A 14,234-nucleotide genomic window follows, 5' to 3' on the forward strand; every position below is an offset into this window, starting at 1 on the left:
TCCTTCAGGAACGCGACCGCCTCCTCGGCCAGCTCGCGGGTGAGCTGCGTCTGCTCGCCCGGCTCGCGGTGCAGCGTCTTGACGTGCTCCAGCGCGGCCTTCCAGTCGTCGCCGAACCCCATCTCGCGCGACGCCTCCAGCATGCGCGCCTCGCCCCACGCCAGCTCCCGCTCGCCGATCGCGATCAGCTCCGCGGGCGTGTAGACGATCATCGCGTGGCGCAGGTCCGCCGCCAGCGCGTCGGCGCCTATCGGGTCGCCAACGATGGGCTCCTCCCCGTCCTTGGCACCGACGATCTCTTCGCGCAGGGACTTCTCGTAGCCCTCGAGAGCCTCCTTGGCGGCCTCGTGCGGGCTCTCGTTCCACCACGTGAAGACGGGATCGTAGCCGGCGTAGTGCTCGTACCAGCCGTTCAGGATGCTGGTGAGCCGGCCCAGCGTTTCGGCCGCGCGCAGGGCTACGACACGAGAGGGCGCGTCTTCCCCATCGCCCTCATCGCGCTCCCGGAGCCGGTCGCGGACCTCGTCGATGCGGTCGGGTAGCCCGGCTAGCAACTCCGCCGCCTCCTCCGACTGAACCGGCTGCCTGTCCCTGCGCCGCTCCTCGAGCGCCTCGATGGAGGACGCGAACGGCAGGAGCTCCTCCATCTGAGCGCGCAGCAACTCCTCGCGGTCGAGCTCGGCGCCCCGGTACCAGAGCTCGTTGCGCAGCATCTGGTAGTCGAGCCTGGCCTCCGTGCCCAGCGCGTCGTATGAGAGCGCGTCCAGCGACGCCTGCCACTCCGCGTAGAAGCGGCGGAAGCGTTCCCGGCGAGACTCCGAGTAGGGCACCGCCCAGCGCCTGCGGAGCGCGGCTCGGTCGTCCGAGTAGCGCTCGACGAGGGCGGCCAGTTCGCTCGTCTCGAACGCGATGAGGTCGGCGGCGGACAGGGCGTACACCGGAGGCTCCGACGCCGGTGCTGGATCCGAGGTGTCGCCTCCGGACGTTTGTGCCGACGCGAACGCCGGTGCGGCCAGGCCGATCATGAGAAGGGCGAAGAACCGCGCCGTTTGCGATGCCGGGGGAGCGATCCAACGACGCATGCGCGATTCCTTTCCTTGCGGGGATGCCTATGGGGGGTCAGCGGCACGGCACTGTCGAGGAACTCGACTTCCTGCTTAGACTGTTAGTAGTAAGGTAGTTGCGACGCCAGCGCGGGTCACGGAGGTCTTAGCCCGCTCCGCCGCAGGGAGTGTCCAGCTTGAGAAGTCCGCTTTCCAGTATCGCCATTCTCGGAATCATCGGCTTGCTGACCGGGTGCGATTCGCCCCTCGACCCTGATGCTCCGCTCGATGTCCGTGTGACTCCTGCCGTCGTATCGGTCGGGGCGCGGGACTCTGTCCAGCTCGAAGCAGTGGTCCTGAACGTCGCCGGCGGACCCAACTTCGGCGCTCGATTCGACTGGAGCAGCTCGGATCCTCAGGTCGCCGCCGTCGATCCGACCGGTCTCGTGACCGGCATCCAACCTGGGGATGTCGAGATCCAGGCCGAGCACGAGGGCAAGGTCGGGCGCGCATCGCTGACCGTACAGCCGCGCGGCTATGTGAGCTTCGCCGCATCCGGCTTCCACACCTGTGCGCTTACGTTCTCGTCGGAGGCCTACTGCTGGGGCTCGAATTCGAGCGGAAAGATGGGGAACGGCTCCAGCGTTGGCGTCAGGCCGGTCCCGGAGGCCGTGGTCGGCGAACTGAGGTTCGAGTCGATCATGGCAGGCCGCCACCATACCTGCGCCCTGACCAGCGAAGGTGCCGCGCACTGCTGGGGCTTCAATCGCGACGGCCAACTCGGCGTCGGCGACACGCTGGCGAGGACCGTACCGACCGAGGTGGCCGGCGGACTCTCCTTCTCAGACCTGAGCGGCGGTAGTTGGCATACGTGTGGCCTGACCGTCGAGGGACGCGTGTACTGCTGGGGGCAGAATGCATCCAGCCAGTTGGGCCTCGGCGAGGGCCTGCATGGTTCCGCCCAGCTCGCGCCGGCGACGGTCGCCACCGAGGTCCGCTTCGCCTCCATCGACGCGGGACACGACACCACATGCGGGCTGACCGCCGAGGGAGTCGGGTACTGCTGGGGCCGGGGCGCGCTCGGCGCGGAAGGCGACAGCCTCGACGGAGACGCCTGGATCAGCTACACGCCCGTGGAGATTCCGGGTGTCCGGCTCAGCGAGATCCGACCGGGCGGCTACGTCCGCTCACTCGAGGATCCGCCGGTCGCGAGTTTCGCGTGTGGATTGGGCGTCGGCGGAGCGTTGTACTGTTGGCAGTCGAGTGATTGGGCCGGCGTAGGGGTCGAACCGGTCGTGATCGCACCGGGTCCGTTCGAAGCCGCTTCCCTGTTCGGCGAGCGGGTCTGCACGCTGGACGGGACCGGCGAGGTTGAGTGCCGGAGCCCGCTCGCCTGGTCGCAGCCGGATCTGCCCGCCGGAGAGCTCCGATTCGTGACGCTGGGCGTCGGACTCGACCATGTTTGTGGAGCGGTCGAGAATGGATTGGCGTACTGCTGGGGGCTAAGCGAGCACGGCCAACTGGGCGACGGTGTTCGGGTACACCTGGAGCCCATGCCTCCCGTTCAGGTGATCGAGCCGGAATAATGCATCCAACCTTCATCCGCGCCGCCGGCCTCGTGTCGCTCGGCTGGGTTTCAGCCTGTGGTCTGATCACGGACTCCTCCGGCCCGGCTGAGATTCGCGTTTCGATGTCCGAAGTGTCGCTCCGTGCGCGGGACTCCGTTCGGCTGAGCGCGGTCGTAATCGACGACGGCGGCGACCGAATCCTCCCTGTGCGCCTTGAATGGAGCAGCTCGGACACGAGCGTCGCCACGGTCGATTTCACGGGGCTCCTGATGGGGGTCGGAGCCGGGAGCGCGGAGATTCGCGTGACGACGGGAGGGAGAGTCGGCGTCGCGTTCGTGAGCGTGGAACCTCGCGGGTTTACCAGCCTGTCTCTGGGGGACGACCAGTCGTGCGGCATTACGGTCTCCAGACGTGCCTACTGCTGGGGGCACAACGGCGGAAGCGGACTCGGGACCGGGGAGGATTCGCCCGACCTACTATCTCCCACTCTCGTGCAGGGGGACATCGAGTTCTCTTCCATCTCGGTCGGGATTCACCACGTCTGCGGAATCTCAACCGAGGGAGAAGCCTACTGCTGGGGAGCGAACCCGGACGGCCGCCTCGGCGTCGGGGACACAGACTCCCGTACCGGGCCCTCTACCGTCCTGGGCAACGGGAAGTTCACCGCGATCAGCGCGGGCGATGATCACACCTGCGCGGTGGACGAGAGCGGCCGCGCATATTGCTGGGGGAGCAACTGGTTCAGCCAGTTGGGGCTCGGCGAATCGGAGCGCCGGACGGAACGGCACGTACCGACCCCCGTGCTGACCGATGTGCTGTTCAGCTCGATCGATGCGGGCCGGACCAGCACCTGTGGCGTCAGCACCGGCGAGGCCGGCTACTGCTGGGGAGACGGAGCGCTCGGCACCGAAGGAGACCTCTTCGACAGAGGCTCATGGGTCGGTTTCACGCCCATCGAGATCCCCGCCTTCCAATGGCGGGATGTCCAGACCAGCAAATTTCTTCTCATGAATTCGCAGATCTGGGCAATTTCGTGCGGCCTCGATGTCCTGGGCGCCCTGTACTGTTGGCAAAACCAGGAGTGGGGAGGAATCGGGGTCGATCCGGCGCTCATCGGAGCCGGCCCGTTCGAGGCGATGTCGCTGGAAAACCTGCGCGTGTGCGCACTGCCCGCGAGCGGGGAGCCGTTCTGCCGGAACGCGGGACGTTGGAACGATCCCGGCCGGCCGATGGGGATTCCCTTCGTGTCCGTCGAGCGCGGCGCATTCCATACGTGCGGCCTGACGGCCAACGGCCTCGCCTACTGTTGGGGAAGTAACCGATCCGGCGAACTGGGTAACGGGACTATCGACTCATCCGGGTTGGGCGTGGACGAGCCGGTTCAGGTGGTCGAGCCCGAGTGAGCGTTCCCCTCGACGACTAACTCGACAGATCCTATCGACGGGTTGCCCTGCCGGACCGGGGACGTGCCGAAGCGACAGCCCAGGCTGAAAGGCATATGAGCGAGCGGAGCGGCCCGGTGATCGTCCTCCTGCGTGGCATCAACGTCGGCGGACATGGCCGGCTGCCCATGGATGAGCTCACGCGGATCCTGCAGGAACTGGGGCTGGAGGACATCGCGACCTACATCCAGAGCGGCAACGCGGTGGGCCGGATGGTAGGCGCGCCGTCCCCGACGCTGGGCGAGGATATCGCGTCGGCCGTTCAGGAGCGGCGCGGATTCCGGCCACAGGTCCTCGTACTGGCGGTCGATCGACTACATGAGGCGATCGATGCGAATCCGTTTCCGGAGGCCGCCGCCGACCCCAAGTCGCTGCACCTGTGGTTCCTCGCCGAAGAGCCATCGAGCCCGGACATGGAGTCGCTGGCCCGCGTCGCGTCGGCGTCCGAACGGTTCCGTCTCGCCGGCGACGTCTTCTACCTCCACGCCCCGGACGGCGTCGGCCGCTCGAAGCTGGCCGCGAGCGTCGAGAAGTTCCTGGGGGTCGCGGCCACGGCCAGGAACTGGCGCACCGTGCAGAAGCTGCGGGAAATGGCCGAAGCCGTGCCCTGAACCGCGGTCCGCGCCTCGGAGCCGCACGGGGGGTCAGGCCGGCAGCAGCGCCGACTCTGTGATGATCGCCCGCCAGGTCTCCGACGCGGTCGGATGCTCCGGGCGCCACGTCGAGTGCTCCCTCAACTTCCTGTTCGACACGCGCTGCGACCGCAGCACCATCTCGAGCATCGTGCCTTCCAGACCGTGGTCCAGGTCCTCCGGGAAACTCAGCCGGTTCTCGCCGACTGCACGCTCCAGGGCCGCGAAGTAGTCGGCCCGTCGGAGAGGTTCGTCGTCGGCGACGTTGTACACGCCGGACTGGACCGAGAGCGCGGCGACGACCGCGGACGCGGCGTCGTCTGCGTGAATCGTGGAGAGAAAGGAGGACAGAGGCCCCAGGCACGCGGCTACCCCCTGCCGGGCGGCCCCGATGGTATCGACGGTGTGCGCGCTGTCAGGAGCGTGGAACGTGGCGAACCGCAGCACGACCGCCTCTCGGTCACTTTTTCCGAACGCGAGCGCGGCGGATTCCGCGTCGAGAGAGGACTCGGTCACCCAGGTCGTCGAGACGGGAGCTTCTTCGTCGAGCCACTCGTCGCCACCATCGGCATACAACAAGGCGATGGACTCCTGTACGAAGCGCCTGACGCCACCTCGGAGCGCCGCCTCGGAGAGATTGGCGGCCCCCTCACGGCGAACCCGGTGGTTCCTGGCCCAGGCCTGCTCCGACATCGCCTCCGAAGCGGGCGGAATCGCCGTGGCCAGGTTCACCACTACGTCGTGGCCGCGCACGGCGCGTTCCAGTGCCGCCTGATCGAAGAGGTCGCTTCGGTCAGGTCGGGCACCCAAGGTTCTCAGTGTTTGTTCGGTGTCGTCCGTACGAGCCAGGGCGGTCACCTCGTGACCTTCACGCACCAGCGACTCCACGACGCGGCGTCCGATCACGCCGGTCCCTCCAGCAACGAATACCCTCATGATCTTCCTCCCCAGTCAGTCTTGAAGCTCGATCCATAATTCAGGATATCTTTTATCCAGGATATGTTCTATCTTGATTTAGGTCAAGGGCCTCGTCGAGACGGTTGACGGAGAGAACGACTACGAGCAGTGTCCTGGATATCTCCTATACAGAATTGGGGCGCAGACATGAGGATGAGTGAAGGCGTCGAATGGGCCGTGCACTGCCTTTCGGTTCTCGCGTCGGCGCCCGAAGGCCGCGCGCTTCCGGCTCGTCGACTGGCCGAGGTGCACGGCGTGCCGACGGCCTACCTGACCAAGCATCTTCAGAAGCTGGCCGCGCAGGGAATAGTCTCGTCCTCGCCCGGGCCCCGCGGCGGCTTCGTACTGGCCCGACCGGCCAATGAGATCACGTTGTTGGACGTGGTAGAGGCGGTCGACGGGGCCGAGCCCGCTTTTCGTTGCGCCGAGATCCGTCAGCGTGGCCCGACGGCGGTGGAGGCCGAGTGCTACCAACGCCCGTGCGGAATTGCTGCGGCGTTCGCGCGTGCCGATCTGCGTTGGCGGGAGGAGCTACGGGAAACGACGCTGGCGATGCTCGTCGCCGACATCCCGAACACCGTCCATCCACGTCAGCTGAAGGCCGCGGAGACCTGGCTCGCCGAGGTCTTCGCCGATTAGCGCGGGCCACGCCGCTGCAACAATGACCCCGCTCGAGGGATTGGAGTCCGCCTCACTCCCGCGCCCCCACCGATCCCAACTCCACCAGCCGCGTCGCAACCTTCACCTCCATGGTCGAGTCGGCGGAGTGGTCGATCAGGCCGATCAGCGTGTGCGCCGCGCGCTCTCCGACTACGGCTCCGGAGTGGCGGATGTGGGTCACGCTGGGGAACAGGAAGTACGGTGCCTGACCGTCGCTGATGGCGAGCAGCGCGACGTCTTGGGGGACGCGGGCCCCGCGCCGCATCAGCAGATGGTGGGCGCGCACGAGCAGCTCGTCGGACATGGCGAATACCGCCGTTACGTCGGGGTGCGCGTCGAGCGCCGAACCAAGCTGCCCGGGCAGCTCGTCGAGCAGTGAGACCCGCAGCAGAAGATCTTCCTCGAGCGGCGCCCCCGCGGACGCGAACGCCCGCTGGAAGCCGCGACGCCGGAGCTTGCTGATGCGCTGCCTGTCATCGGCGAACAGACCGATCGCGCGGCGATGTCCGTTGCGCAGCAGGTACTCCGCGGCCTCGGCTCCTACGCGCTCGTCGTCGATCGTGACGGCGGAGTGCTCGTCGGTGCGAATCGTCTTGTCGAGCAGCACCACCGGGATGCCCGCGTCGCCCAGCGTGCGCAGGTGGGCCAGGTCCGACGTCTCCGAGGAGAGCGCGAGCAGCACCCCGTCCACCGAAAGGCGCACGCAGTCCTCGAGCAGCCGCCGCTCCTGCACGATCGCGTCCTCCGACTGGAACACGATCAGCGAGTAGTCGTTGCGTTGCGCTACGCCGTTGATCCCCGTCACGAGCGACGGCACGAAGAAGGTGTTCATCTCGGGCACCACGAGCGCCAGGAGGCGCGAGTACTTGGCACGGAGGTAGCGCGCCCGGTAGTTGGGGATGTAGTGCAGCTCCTGCGCGACATCGCGCACGCGGGCCTTCGTTTCCTCGTGAATGTCCGGGTGGTCCGCGAGCGCCCGAGACACCGTGGGCACCGACACGCCCACGCGCTTCGCGATGTCCTTCAGCGTGATACGCTCTCGTGACATGCTGGCGATGGCCCTCCGTTCCGACCCCGTTTGTAAACGATTGCGATATCGTTTGCGCAACTTCTTGCGGTATTTTCCCTTGCGCAAGGTGGGTCGGCCGGGCAGTGAATCGATGATACGCCTTGCAGCCGGACTGCCCGAAAAGGGGGGAAGTATGCCGCGGACCCGCGTAAGCCTCTTCATCGCTATCGCGACCTTTTTCGCCTCGACCACCCTGACAGCACAGCAGACCACGACCGTTCGCGGTACCGTGACGGCAGACGATGGGCGCGCGCTGGCGGGCGCCGTCGTTCGGGTCGAAGGGACCACCACCAGTACGCTCACCGACGCCGGCGGCGCCTACTCGCTGGAGGTCCGGGGCGAGGGAGAGGCGAGCATCACCACGTCCTTCCTCGGCTACAGCCCCGGCGCCCAGACCGTGAACCTGTCCGGCGCCACGCTCACCGTGGATTTCGTGCTGGGCCGCGACCCCCTGGGGCTGGACGCGCTCATCGTGACGGGCGTAGCCAACGAGAACACGAAGATCGAGTCGAGCGTCTCCATCACGACGTTGGATCCGACGGTCGTGGCGGCTTCGGCGCCGCGCACCACCGCGGAGATCTTCCGGACGATTCCCGGCATCCGCTCCGAGGCGTCCGGCGGCGACGGCAACACCAACATCACCGTCCGCGGCGTGCCGATCTCGGCCGGCGGCTCGAAGTACCTGCAGCTCCAGGAGGACGGCCTGCCGATCTTCCTCTTCGGCGACATCGCGTTCGCCACCTCGGACATCTTCCTGCGCAACGACGCGAACCTGGCGCGGATCGAGGCGATCCGGGGCGGCTCCGCGTCGACGCTGGCCACCAACTCGCCGGCGGGGATCATCAACTTCATCTCCAAGACCGGCGAGACGGCTAGCGGCAGCGTCGCCACGACGGTGGGGCTCGACCACGACATGAACCGGCTCGACTTCGACTACGGATCGCCGTTCGGGGACGGGCTGGCGTTCCACGTGGGCGGGTTCCTGCGCTCGGGCGAGGGCCCGCGTGACGTGGGCTACACCGCCAACCGCGGCGGGCAGCTCAAGGCGAACCTGACGAAGCTGTTCGATGGCGGGTACGCGCGGCTCTACTTCAAGTATCTGGACGACCGGACGCCGGCGATCATGCCCATGCCGATCCAGGTCAGCGGGACCAACGACGATCCGGACTGGGAAGACGCCCCCGGACTCGACGCCACGCTCGAGACCACGCACAGCGTCTTCCTGCAGTCCAACTTCGGGCTCGACGCCAACGGCGCGCCGCGCTCGAGCGACGTGACCGACGGCATGCGCGCGCTGTCCCGCGCCATCGGAGCCGAGGTCGCCTTCGACCTCGGCGACGGCTGGAGCGTGGAGAGCCGCGCCCGGTTCGCCGTCAACTCGGGCGCCTTCCGGGCGCCCTTCACCGCGGCGGTGGGGCCCACGGCGAGCATTCTGACTTCGGTCGGCGAGTCGATCGACCGGGATCTCACCGGCGCCACGCTGACCGTCTCGCACACGGGCGATCCGTTCAGCGGCAGCAACCTGCAGGTCATCACGCTCTTCGACACTGAGCTGCAGAACTTCGACAACACCATGCTGGACACGCGCATCTCCAAGCAGGTCGAGGGCGTGACCGTCAGCGCCGGCCTGTTCAAGGGCATCCAGCGCGTCGCGATGGACTGGCTGTGGAGCAACTTCCTGATGGAGATCCAGGGCGAGAACGCGGGCCTGATCGACATCACGACCGCCGCCGACGGCACGATCTCCGAGAGCGGGCAGTACTCCTACGGCGTGCCGGCCTTCGGCAACTGCTGCCAGGTCCAGTTCAACAGCACCTACGACGTCACGGCGCCGTACGGCGCGATAGAGATCGAGGCGAGCGACCAGCTCACCCTGAGCGGCAGCTTCCGCGTGGACATCGGCGACGTCACGGGCGTGGGCCACGGCGGCGTGCAGGGCACCGCCGACGTCAACAACGACGGCGAGATCGCGCCCATCGAGGAGAGCGTATCGGTGGTCGACCAGTCGCAGGACAACCCGGTCGACTACGAGTACGACTACGTGTCCTTCTCGTTCGGGGCCAACGTGCTGCTGAACGAGGACCGCGCGATCTTCGGCCGCTTCAGCCGTGGCTCCTCGGCCAAGGCGGACCGCGCGATCTTCCCGACGGGGATCTACATCGAGCCCATCCAGTTCGGGCCGAAGGACGAGATCGAACAGGCCGAGCTGGGCATCAAGCAGCAGTTCGCCAACGGCGGCCTGTTCATCACGGGCTTCTACGCCAACACCACCGAAGAGGGCGGCTTCGAGGCGACCACGCAGCAGGTGATCGAGACCGACTACCAGGCGCTGGGCGTGGAGGTGGAGGGTGCGTTCGCGTTCGACGCGTTGGACCTGCGCGGCGCCGCGACGTTCACCGACGCGGAGATCACGTCGGGCGACAACGACGGCAACACGCCGCGCCGCCAGCCGAAGCTCATGTACAACCTGCTCGGGTCCTACCAGACCGAGCCCGGGCACAACTTCGGCCTCAGCCTGATCGGCCAGACGCGGGCGTACGCGCAGGACGTGAACGAGCTGGTGATGCCGGCCTACGCGATCCTCAACGGCTTCGTCGGCATCGAGGTCTCCGGCAACCTCAGGTTCGTGGTGGGCGCCAACAACCTGTTCGACTCCATCGGCATCACCGAGTCGGAGGAGGGGTCCATCACGGAGAACCAGGTCAACCTCGTGCGGGCACGCTCGATCACGGGCCGGTCGCTTACGGCTTCGGTCGAGTACGGCTTCTGATCGTCTGACTCAGGGAGGGACCGCCACCGAAGCCGAGGCGTCGCGGCGGTCCCTCCCCGAGCCGGACTCCCAAAGCACCGAGAATTGACGACCACCCCCACGCTGGGCGCGATCGACCTCGCGATCATCGGCGCGTACTTCGTGTTCGTGATCGGGCTGGGGTTCTTCCTTCGTGGGCGGCAGCGCTCCGAGGAGGACTACTTCCTGGCGGGGCGCTCGCTGTTCTGGCCGGTGATCGGCTTCTCGCTGTTCGCATCGAACATGGGCAGCATCAGCCTGGTCGGGCTGGCGGAGAGCGGCTACAACGCCGGTTTCGCGGTCTTCAGCTACGAGTGGATGGCGGCGGTGGTCCTGGTGCTGTTCGCCGTGTTCTTCCTCCCGTTCTACCTGAAGGCCCGGGTGTACACCATCCCCGAGTTCCTGGAGCGCCGCTACGGATCGTTCGCGCGCTACTACTTCTCGGGCGTCACCATCACGCTCAACGTATTCATCGACATCGCGTCGGGTCTGTTCGCCGGCGCCGTCGTCCTGCGCATGGTGTTCCCGCAGCTCTCGTTCGTGGAGATCGTCTGGATCATCTCCATCGTCGCGGCGCTGTACACGCTGATGGGCGGCCTGGCGTCGGTGGTCTATACCGACACCGTTCAGGCCGTGCTGCTGATCCTCGGCTCGGTGGTGATCACCGTGATCGCCTACGGGCGGGTGGGAGGCTGGGAAGGGATCACGCAGGCGGTCGACCCGTCGTACCTGGAGATCGTGCGGCCCATCGACGACGCCACGCTGCCGTGGCCCGGCCTCTTCACCGGCGTCTTCCTGCTCGGCTTCTACTTCTGGATCACGAACCAGTTCATCGTCCAGCGCGCGCTGGCGTCGAGGACGACGGAGCAGGGGCAGTGGGGTGCGATCTTTTCGGGGTTCCTGAAGATCCTGCCGCTCTTCATCATGGTGCTGCCGGGGGTGATGGCGCTGGTCCTGTACCCGGACCTGGCGGACGCCCGCGACGCCTACCCCAGGCTGCTGTTCGACCTGCTGCCCGCCGGCCTGCTCGGGCTGACGCTCGCCGGATTCATCGGCGCGCTGATGTCCTCGGTGGACAGCGGGCTCAACGCGGCCGCGACGCTGTTCACGTTCGACTTCTACAAGAAGCGGCGGCCCGACGCGTCCGAGAAGGACGCCGTCCGGATCGCCAAGGTCATGATCGGCGTGTTCATGGTGGTGGCCGCTCTGTGGGCGCCCTACATCAACTCGTTCCCGTCGTTCTGGGACTATCTGCAGATGGTCCTTTCGTTCCTCACCCCGCCGGTCGTGGCGCTCTTCATCTTCGGGCTGTTTTCCAAGCGGCCGTCGACGGCCGGCGCGAACGCGGCGATCGGGGTGGGCGCGACGCTCAGCGCGCTCGGGGTGCTCTACAAGGGGTGGGTGAACCTGAACCCGGGTCGACAGGACATCCTCCCCCACTACCTCTACCTGGCCGGGATCATCTTCCTGGTGTGCACGGTGGTGCTGTTCGCCGTCAGCGCGGCGCGGCCGGACACCGCGGAGCGCGACTGGGAGTCGGTCCTGTGGACGCCCGCGCACTACCGGGCCGAAACCGTCGCCCTCGCGGGGCGCTCCGTCTTCGCGAACTACCGGTATCAGGCGGTCCTGCTGCTCGGCCTGATCGCGGTGCTCTTGATCATCTTCTGAGCCGGCATGGGTCCCGCCGATCCGTCCGATCCCGCCGTGGCGCTGCTACGCTCGCTGAGCGGCCCTGAAGGCATCCGCGCGTCGGCCACCGAGGTCGACAACTACCGCGCGGTGTTCACGCGCGACGCGGTGCTGGCGGGAATCGCCGGCCTGATCGCCGGTGATGAGGTCGTCACGGCGGCGTTCGTGCGCACGCTCGAGCAGCTCCGCTCGCGCCAGGGCCGGCACGGGCAGATCGCCTCCAACTTCCGGCCGGGCACCCCGGGCGGGGGCGAAGGCGCGGTCAGCTTCGGCACGCTGACGCCCAAGATCGACGCGACGTCCTGGTACCTGCTCGGGGTCGCACTCGCGATCCGTGCGGGGGAGGCCGCGGCCGCGGACTTCACGGCGTCCGTCGAGGCCGCGGTCGACCTCCTCGACGCGCTCGAGTACAACGGCGCCCACCTCGTCTACGTGCCCGCCGGCGGCAACTGGGCCGACGAGTACCCCTACTCGGGCTACATCCTGTCCGATCAGGTGCTGCGCGCCTGGGCGCTGTCGCTGCTCGCGATCGCCTTCGACCGCGAGGAGTGGGGTCGCAAGGCCGCGCGCATCGCCGGCGCGGTGCGAGACCGGTACCGGCCGGCCGACGGCGACCCGGCGGGTCCTCCGCCGGCCAGCATCGGTCCCCCGCGCCGGTGGGACGTATTCGACCTCGCGGCCGCCGCGCTGCTGGGCGTCTCGAACATCGCGCCGGAGCGCGGGGCCGAGGCGCTGGACTGGGTCGATGCGGAGTTCCTGGGGCGGGGCGCCCTGCCTCCGGCGTTTCACCCGCCCATCACGGAGTCGGACCCCGGCTGGGACGAGCTGCGCGGATTCCACCTGTTCGACTTCCGGAATCGCCCGCACGAGTACCACAACGGCGGGATCTGGCCGATCTGGCTCGGCTGGCTGGCGCTGGCCCTGGCTCTGCGAGGACGCACCGAGACGCTCGGCCGCCTGCGCGCGTCGTGGGCCGACGCCCTCGAGCGGGCACCACGCTTCGACTTCCACGAGTTCCTGCACGGGCGCACGGGTCAGCCCGGCGGCCGCCCGCGCATGGCGTACTCCGCCGCGGGCTCGATCTTCCTGGGCCTGGCCGGCGACCCGGAGTCCCTGTCGCTGCTGCGCCCGTGAGCGGAGTCGCGGGAGGAGAGGCGCGCGGGGTGCAGCTCGAGCCGGCCTACTTCGAGTTGGCCAGGGAGCTGCGCGATGACCTGACCGGGCGCGGGCTGTTCGAGGGCGAGCGTCGCCCGGTCGTGGGCATCGGCGGCGAATCGGGCAGCGGCAAGACCATCACCGCGCTGTGCCTGGCGCTCGAGCTGGCGCGCACCGACGTGCCGTGCACCGTCCTCCACCAGGACGACTACTTCCGCCTGCCGCCGCGCCAGAACCACGAAGCGAGGCGACTCGACCTGGACGTGGTGGGGCCCGGAGAGGTGGACTTCGATCGGCTGAACGAGCACGTGGCGGCGTTCCGCGAGGGACGCCCGGTCGAGGACGCGCCGCTAGTCGACTACCCCCGCGACCTCTTTCACAGCCGTCCGCTGGACCTCGGCGCGGCGCGCGTGCTGCTCGTGGAGGGCACGTACGTGCTCGCCCACGTCGACGTTGACCTCCGGGTATTCATGGAAGGCCACTATCCGGACACCCACAGCCGGCGTCGCGAACGCAACCGGGATCCGGATGACCCCCTCATCGAGCGCGTGCTGGCGATCGAGCACGAGATCATACGGGCGCACGCCGGAGCCGCCGACATCACCATCGGCATCGACTTCAGAATCGCGCCGTAGACCTGCCCTTCACCCGTCCTGCGGGTCGTACACCACCATCTCGATCTCCACGATGCCTCTGTCCGGCAACAGCGCCGTCGTCCCGACCCCCGTCCACGCCGAGAACGGCTCCGGCACGAACTCGTCCTTCACGCCCGCGATCACCTCGAATTGCTCGACCTTCTCGATCCCGATCAGCTCGTGGTCGAACACGTGGAAGGTGCGCATGCGGACGACGCCGTCCCAACCGGCTCCGGCGGCCACCAGCGTCTCCTCGACGCTGCGGAAAGCGGCGCGGACGGACTCGGCGAAGCCCTCGCGGTCCAGCACCTCGCCCGCCCACGCACCGGCCACGACGCCGGAGACGAAGATGTAGTCGCCCGCGCGCACGGCCGGGGCAAAGTGGAAGCGGCCGTTGTAGAGCCGGTCGCGCTTGGCCTCGTTGGCGATGATCGCCTCCCGGTCGCCGCGGCGGACGTTGAAGTTGTCCTGCGCGGCGGCGGTAGTGGGGACGGCGATCAGCAGGGTGAGGAGGCTGAGAAGGTGACGTTTCTTCATCTGGGCATCCAATCGCGTTCGGGACGGTTGCGCGACGCGAGCGTCGGCAGGCACCGAAG

Annotated in this window: 12 protein-coding genes; 8 read left to right on the forward strand and 4 right to left on the reverse strand. The window is 67.9% G+C overall.

The window, feature by feature from the left end; genetic code table 11:
• Positions 1-938 (reverse strand): DUF885 family protein (locus tag ABFS34_13065; GenBank protein MEN8376370.1); only part of this gene is annotated, 938 nt, incomplete at its 3' end.
• A 302-nt stretch (positions 939-1,240) separates the two neighbouring features.
• Here ABFS34_13065 and ABFS34_13070 point away from each other — a divergent pair.
• The 3 genes from ABFS34_13070 (at position 1,241) to ABFS34_13080 (ending at position 4,664) form a co-directional block, all read left to right on the forward strand.
• On the forward strand, positions 1,241-2,629 hold the full coding sequence (locus ABFS34_13070; protein ID MEN8376371.1) for an Ig-like domain-containing protein: 1,389 nt from the start codon (positions 1,241-1,243) through the stop codon (positions 2,627-2,629).
• The gene (locus ABFS34_13075; protein MEN8376372.1) at positions 2,629-4,014 is read left to right on the forward strand and encodes an Ig-like domain-containing protein; all 1,386 of its coding nucleotides are present in this window, start codon (positions 2,629-2,631) and stop codon (positions 4,012-4,014) included. Before ABFS34_13070 ends, ABFS34_13075 begins: the two co-directional genes overlap by 1 nt.
• A gap of 95 nt (positions 4,015-4,109) precedes the next feature.
• The gene (locus ABFS34_13080; GenBank protein MEN8376373.1) at positions 4,110-4,664 is read left to right on the forward strand and encodes a DUF1697 domain-containing protein; all 555 of its coding nucleotides are present in this window, start codon (positions 4,110-4,112) and stop codon (positions 4,662-4,664) included.
• A gap of 33 nt (positions 4,665-4,697) precedes the next feature.
• Here the strand turns inward: ABFS34_13080 and ABFS34_13085 are convergent, their stop codons facing one another.
• A complete protein-coding gene (locus tag ABFS34_13085) occupies positions 4,698-5,621 on the reverse strand; it encodes an NAD-dependent epimerase/dehydratase family protein (protein MEN8376374.1) in 924 nt (307 codons plus the stop codon).
• 174 nt (positions 5,622-5,795) lie between these two features.
• Between ABFS34_13085 and ABFS34_13090 the strand changes: the two genes are divergently transcribed.
• Positions 5,796-6,281, forward strand: a complete 486-nt coding sequence (locus ABFS34_13090) for an Rrf2 family transcriptional regulator (protein ID MEN8376375.1) — start codon at positions 5,796-5,798, stop codon at positions 6,279-6,281.
• Between the two features lie 52 nt (positions 6,282-6,333).
• Here ABFS34_13090 and ABFS34_13095 read toward each other — a convergent pair whose 3' ends face one another.
• Positions 6,334-7,350, reverse strand: a complete 1,017-nt coding sequence (locus tag ABFS34_13095) for a LacI family DNA-binding transcriptional regulator (protein MEN8376376.1) — start codon at positions 7,348-7,350, stop codon at positions 6,334-6,336.
• Positions 7,351-7,504: 154 nt separating this feature from the next.
• Between ABFS34_13095 and ABFS34_13100 the strand changes: the two genes are divergently transcribed.
• From ABFS34_13100 to ABFS34_13115, 4 genes are all read left to right on the forward strand, one after another.
• On the forward strand, positions 7,505-10,141 hold the full coding sequence (locus tag ABFS34_13100) for a TonB-dependent receptor (GenBank protein ID MEN8376377.1): 2,637 nt from the start codon (positions 7,505-7,507) through the stop codon (positions 10,139-10,141).
• Positions 10,142-10,225: 84 nt separating this feature from the next.
• Entirely contained in the window at positions 10,226-11,827 is a 1,602-nt protein-coding gene (locus tag ABFS34_13105) for a sodium:solute symporter (protein ID MEN8376378.1), read from the forward strand.
• Between the two features lie 6 nt (positions 11,828-11,833).
• Entirely contained in the window at positions 11,834-12,982 is a 1,149-nt protein-coding gene (locus ABFS34_13110) for a glycoside hydrolase 100 family protein (protein ID MEN8376379.1), read from the forward strand.
• Positions 12,979-13,638 (forward strand): hypothetical protein, encoded by a 660-nt coding sequence (locus ABFS34_13115; GenBank protein ID MEN8376380.1) that lies wholly within the window; start codon positions 12,979-12,981, stop codon positions 13,636-13,638. Before ABFS34_13110 ends, ABFS34_13115 begins: the two co-directional genes overlap by 4 nt.
• A 9-nt stretch (positions 13,639-13,647) precedes the next feature.
• On the opposite strand, the gene ABFS34_13120 is transcribed toward ABFS34_13115, so the two are convergent.
• Positions 13,648-14,175, reverse strand: coding sequence for a Rid family hydrolase (locus tag ABFS34_13120; GenBank protein ID MEN8376381.1), 528 nt, complete (start codon positions 14,173-14,175; stop codon positions 13,648-13,650).
• Between the last annotated feature and the right edge of the window lie 59 nt (positions 14,176-14,234).

The organism is Gemmatimonadota bacterium (assembly GCA_039715185.1).
Classification (GTDB): Bacteria; Gemmatimonadota; Gemmatimonadetes; order Longimicrobiales; family RSA9; genus DATHRK01.

What these genes read in the sequence shown, in the direction of transcription:
- ABFS34_13120 (MEN8376381.1), bottom strand. Translation starts at nt 14,175, where the DNA reads ATGAAGAAACGTCACCTTCTCAGCCTCCTCACCCTGCTGATCGCCGTC.
- ABFS34_13095 (MEN8376376.1), bottom strand. Translation starts at nt 7,350, where the DNA reads ATGTCACGAGAGCGTATCACGCTGAAGGACATCGCGAAGCGCGTGGGC.
- ABFS34_13110 (MEN8376379.1), top strand. Translation starts at nt 11,834, where the DNA reads ATGGGTCCCGCCGATCCGTCCGATCCCGCCGTGGCGCTGCTACGCTCG.
- ABFS34_13080 (MEN8376373.1), top strand. Translation starts at nt 4,110, where the DNA reads ATGAGCGAGCGGAGCGGCCCGGTGATCGTCCTCCTGCGTGGCATCAAC.
- ABFS34_13085 (MEN8376374.1), bottom strand. Translation starts at nt 5,621, where the DNA reads ATGAGGGTATTCGTTGCTGGAGGGACCGGCGTGATCGGACGCCGCGTC.
- ABFS34_13100 (MEN8376377.1), top strand. Translation starts at nt 7,505, where the DNA reads ATGCCGCGGACCCGCGTAAGCCTCTTCATCGCTATCGCGACCTTTTTC.
- ABFS34_13090 (MEN8376375.1), top strand. Translation starts at nt 5,796, where the DNA reads ATGAGTGAAGGCGTCGAATGGGCCGTGCACTGCCTTTCGGTTCTCGCG.
- ABFS34_13075 (MEN8376372.1), top strand. Translation starts at nt 2,629, where the DNA reads ATGCATCCAACCTTCATCCGCGCCGCCGGCCTCGTGTCGCTCGGCTGG.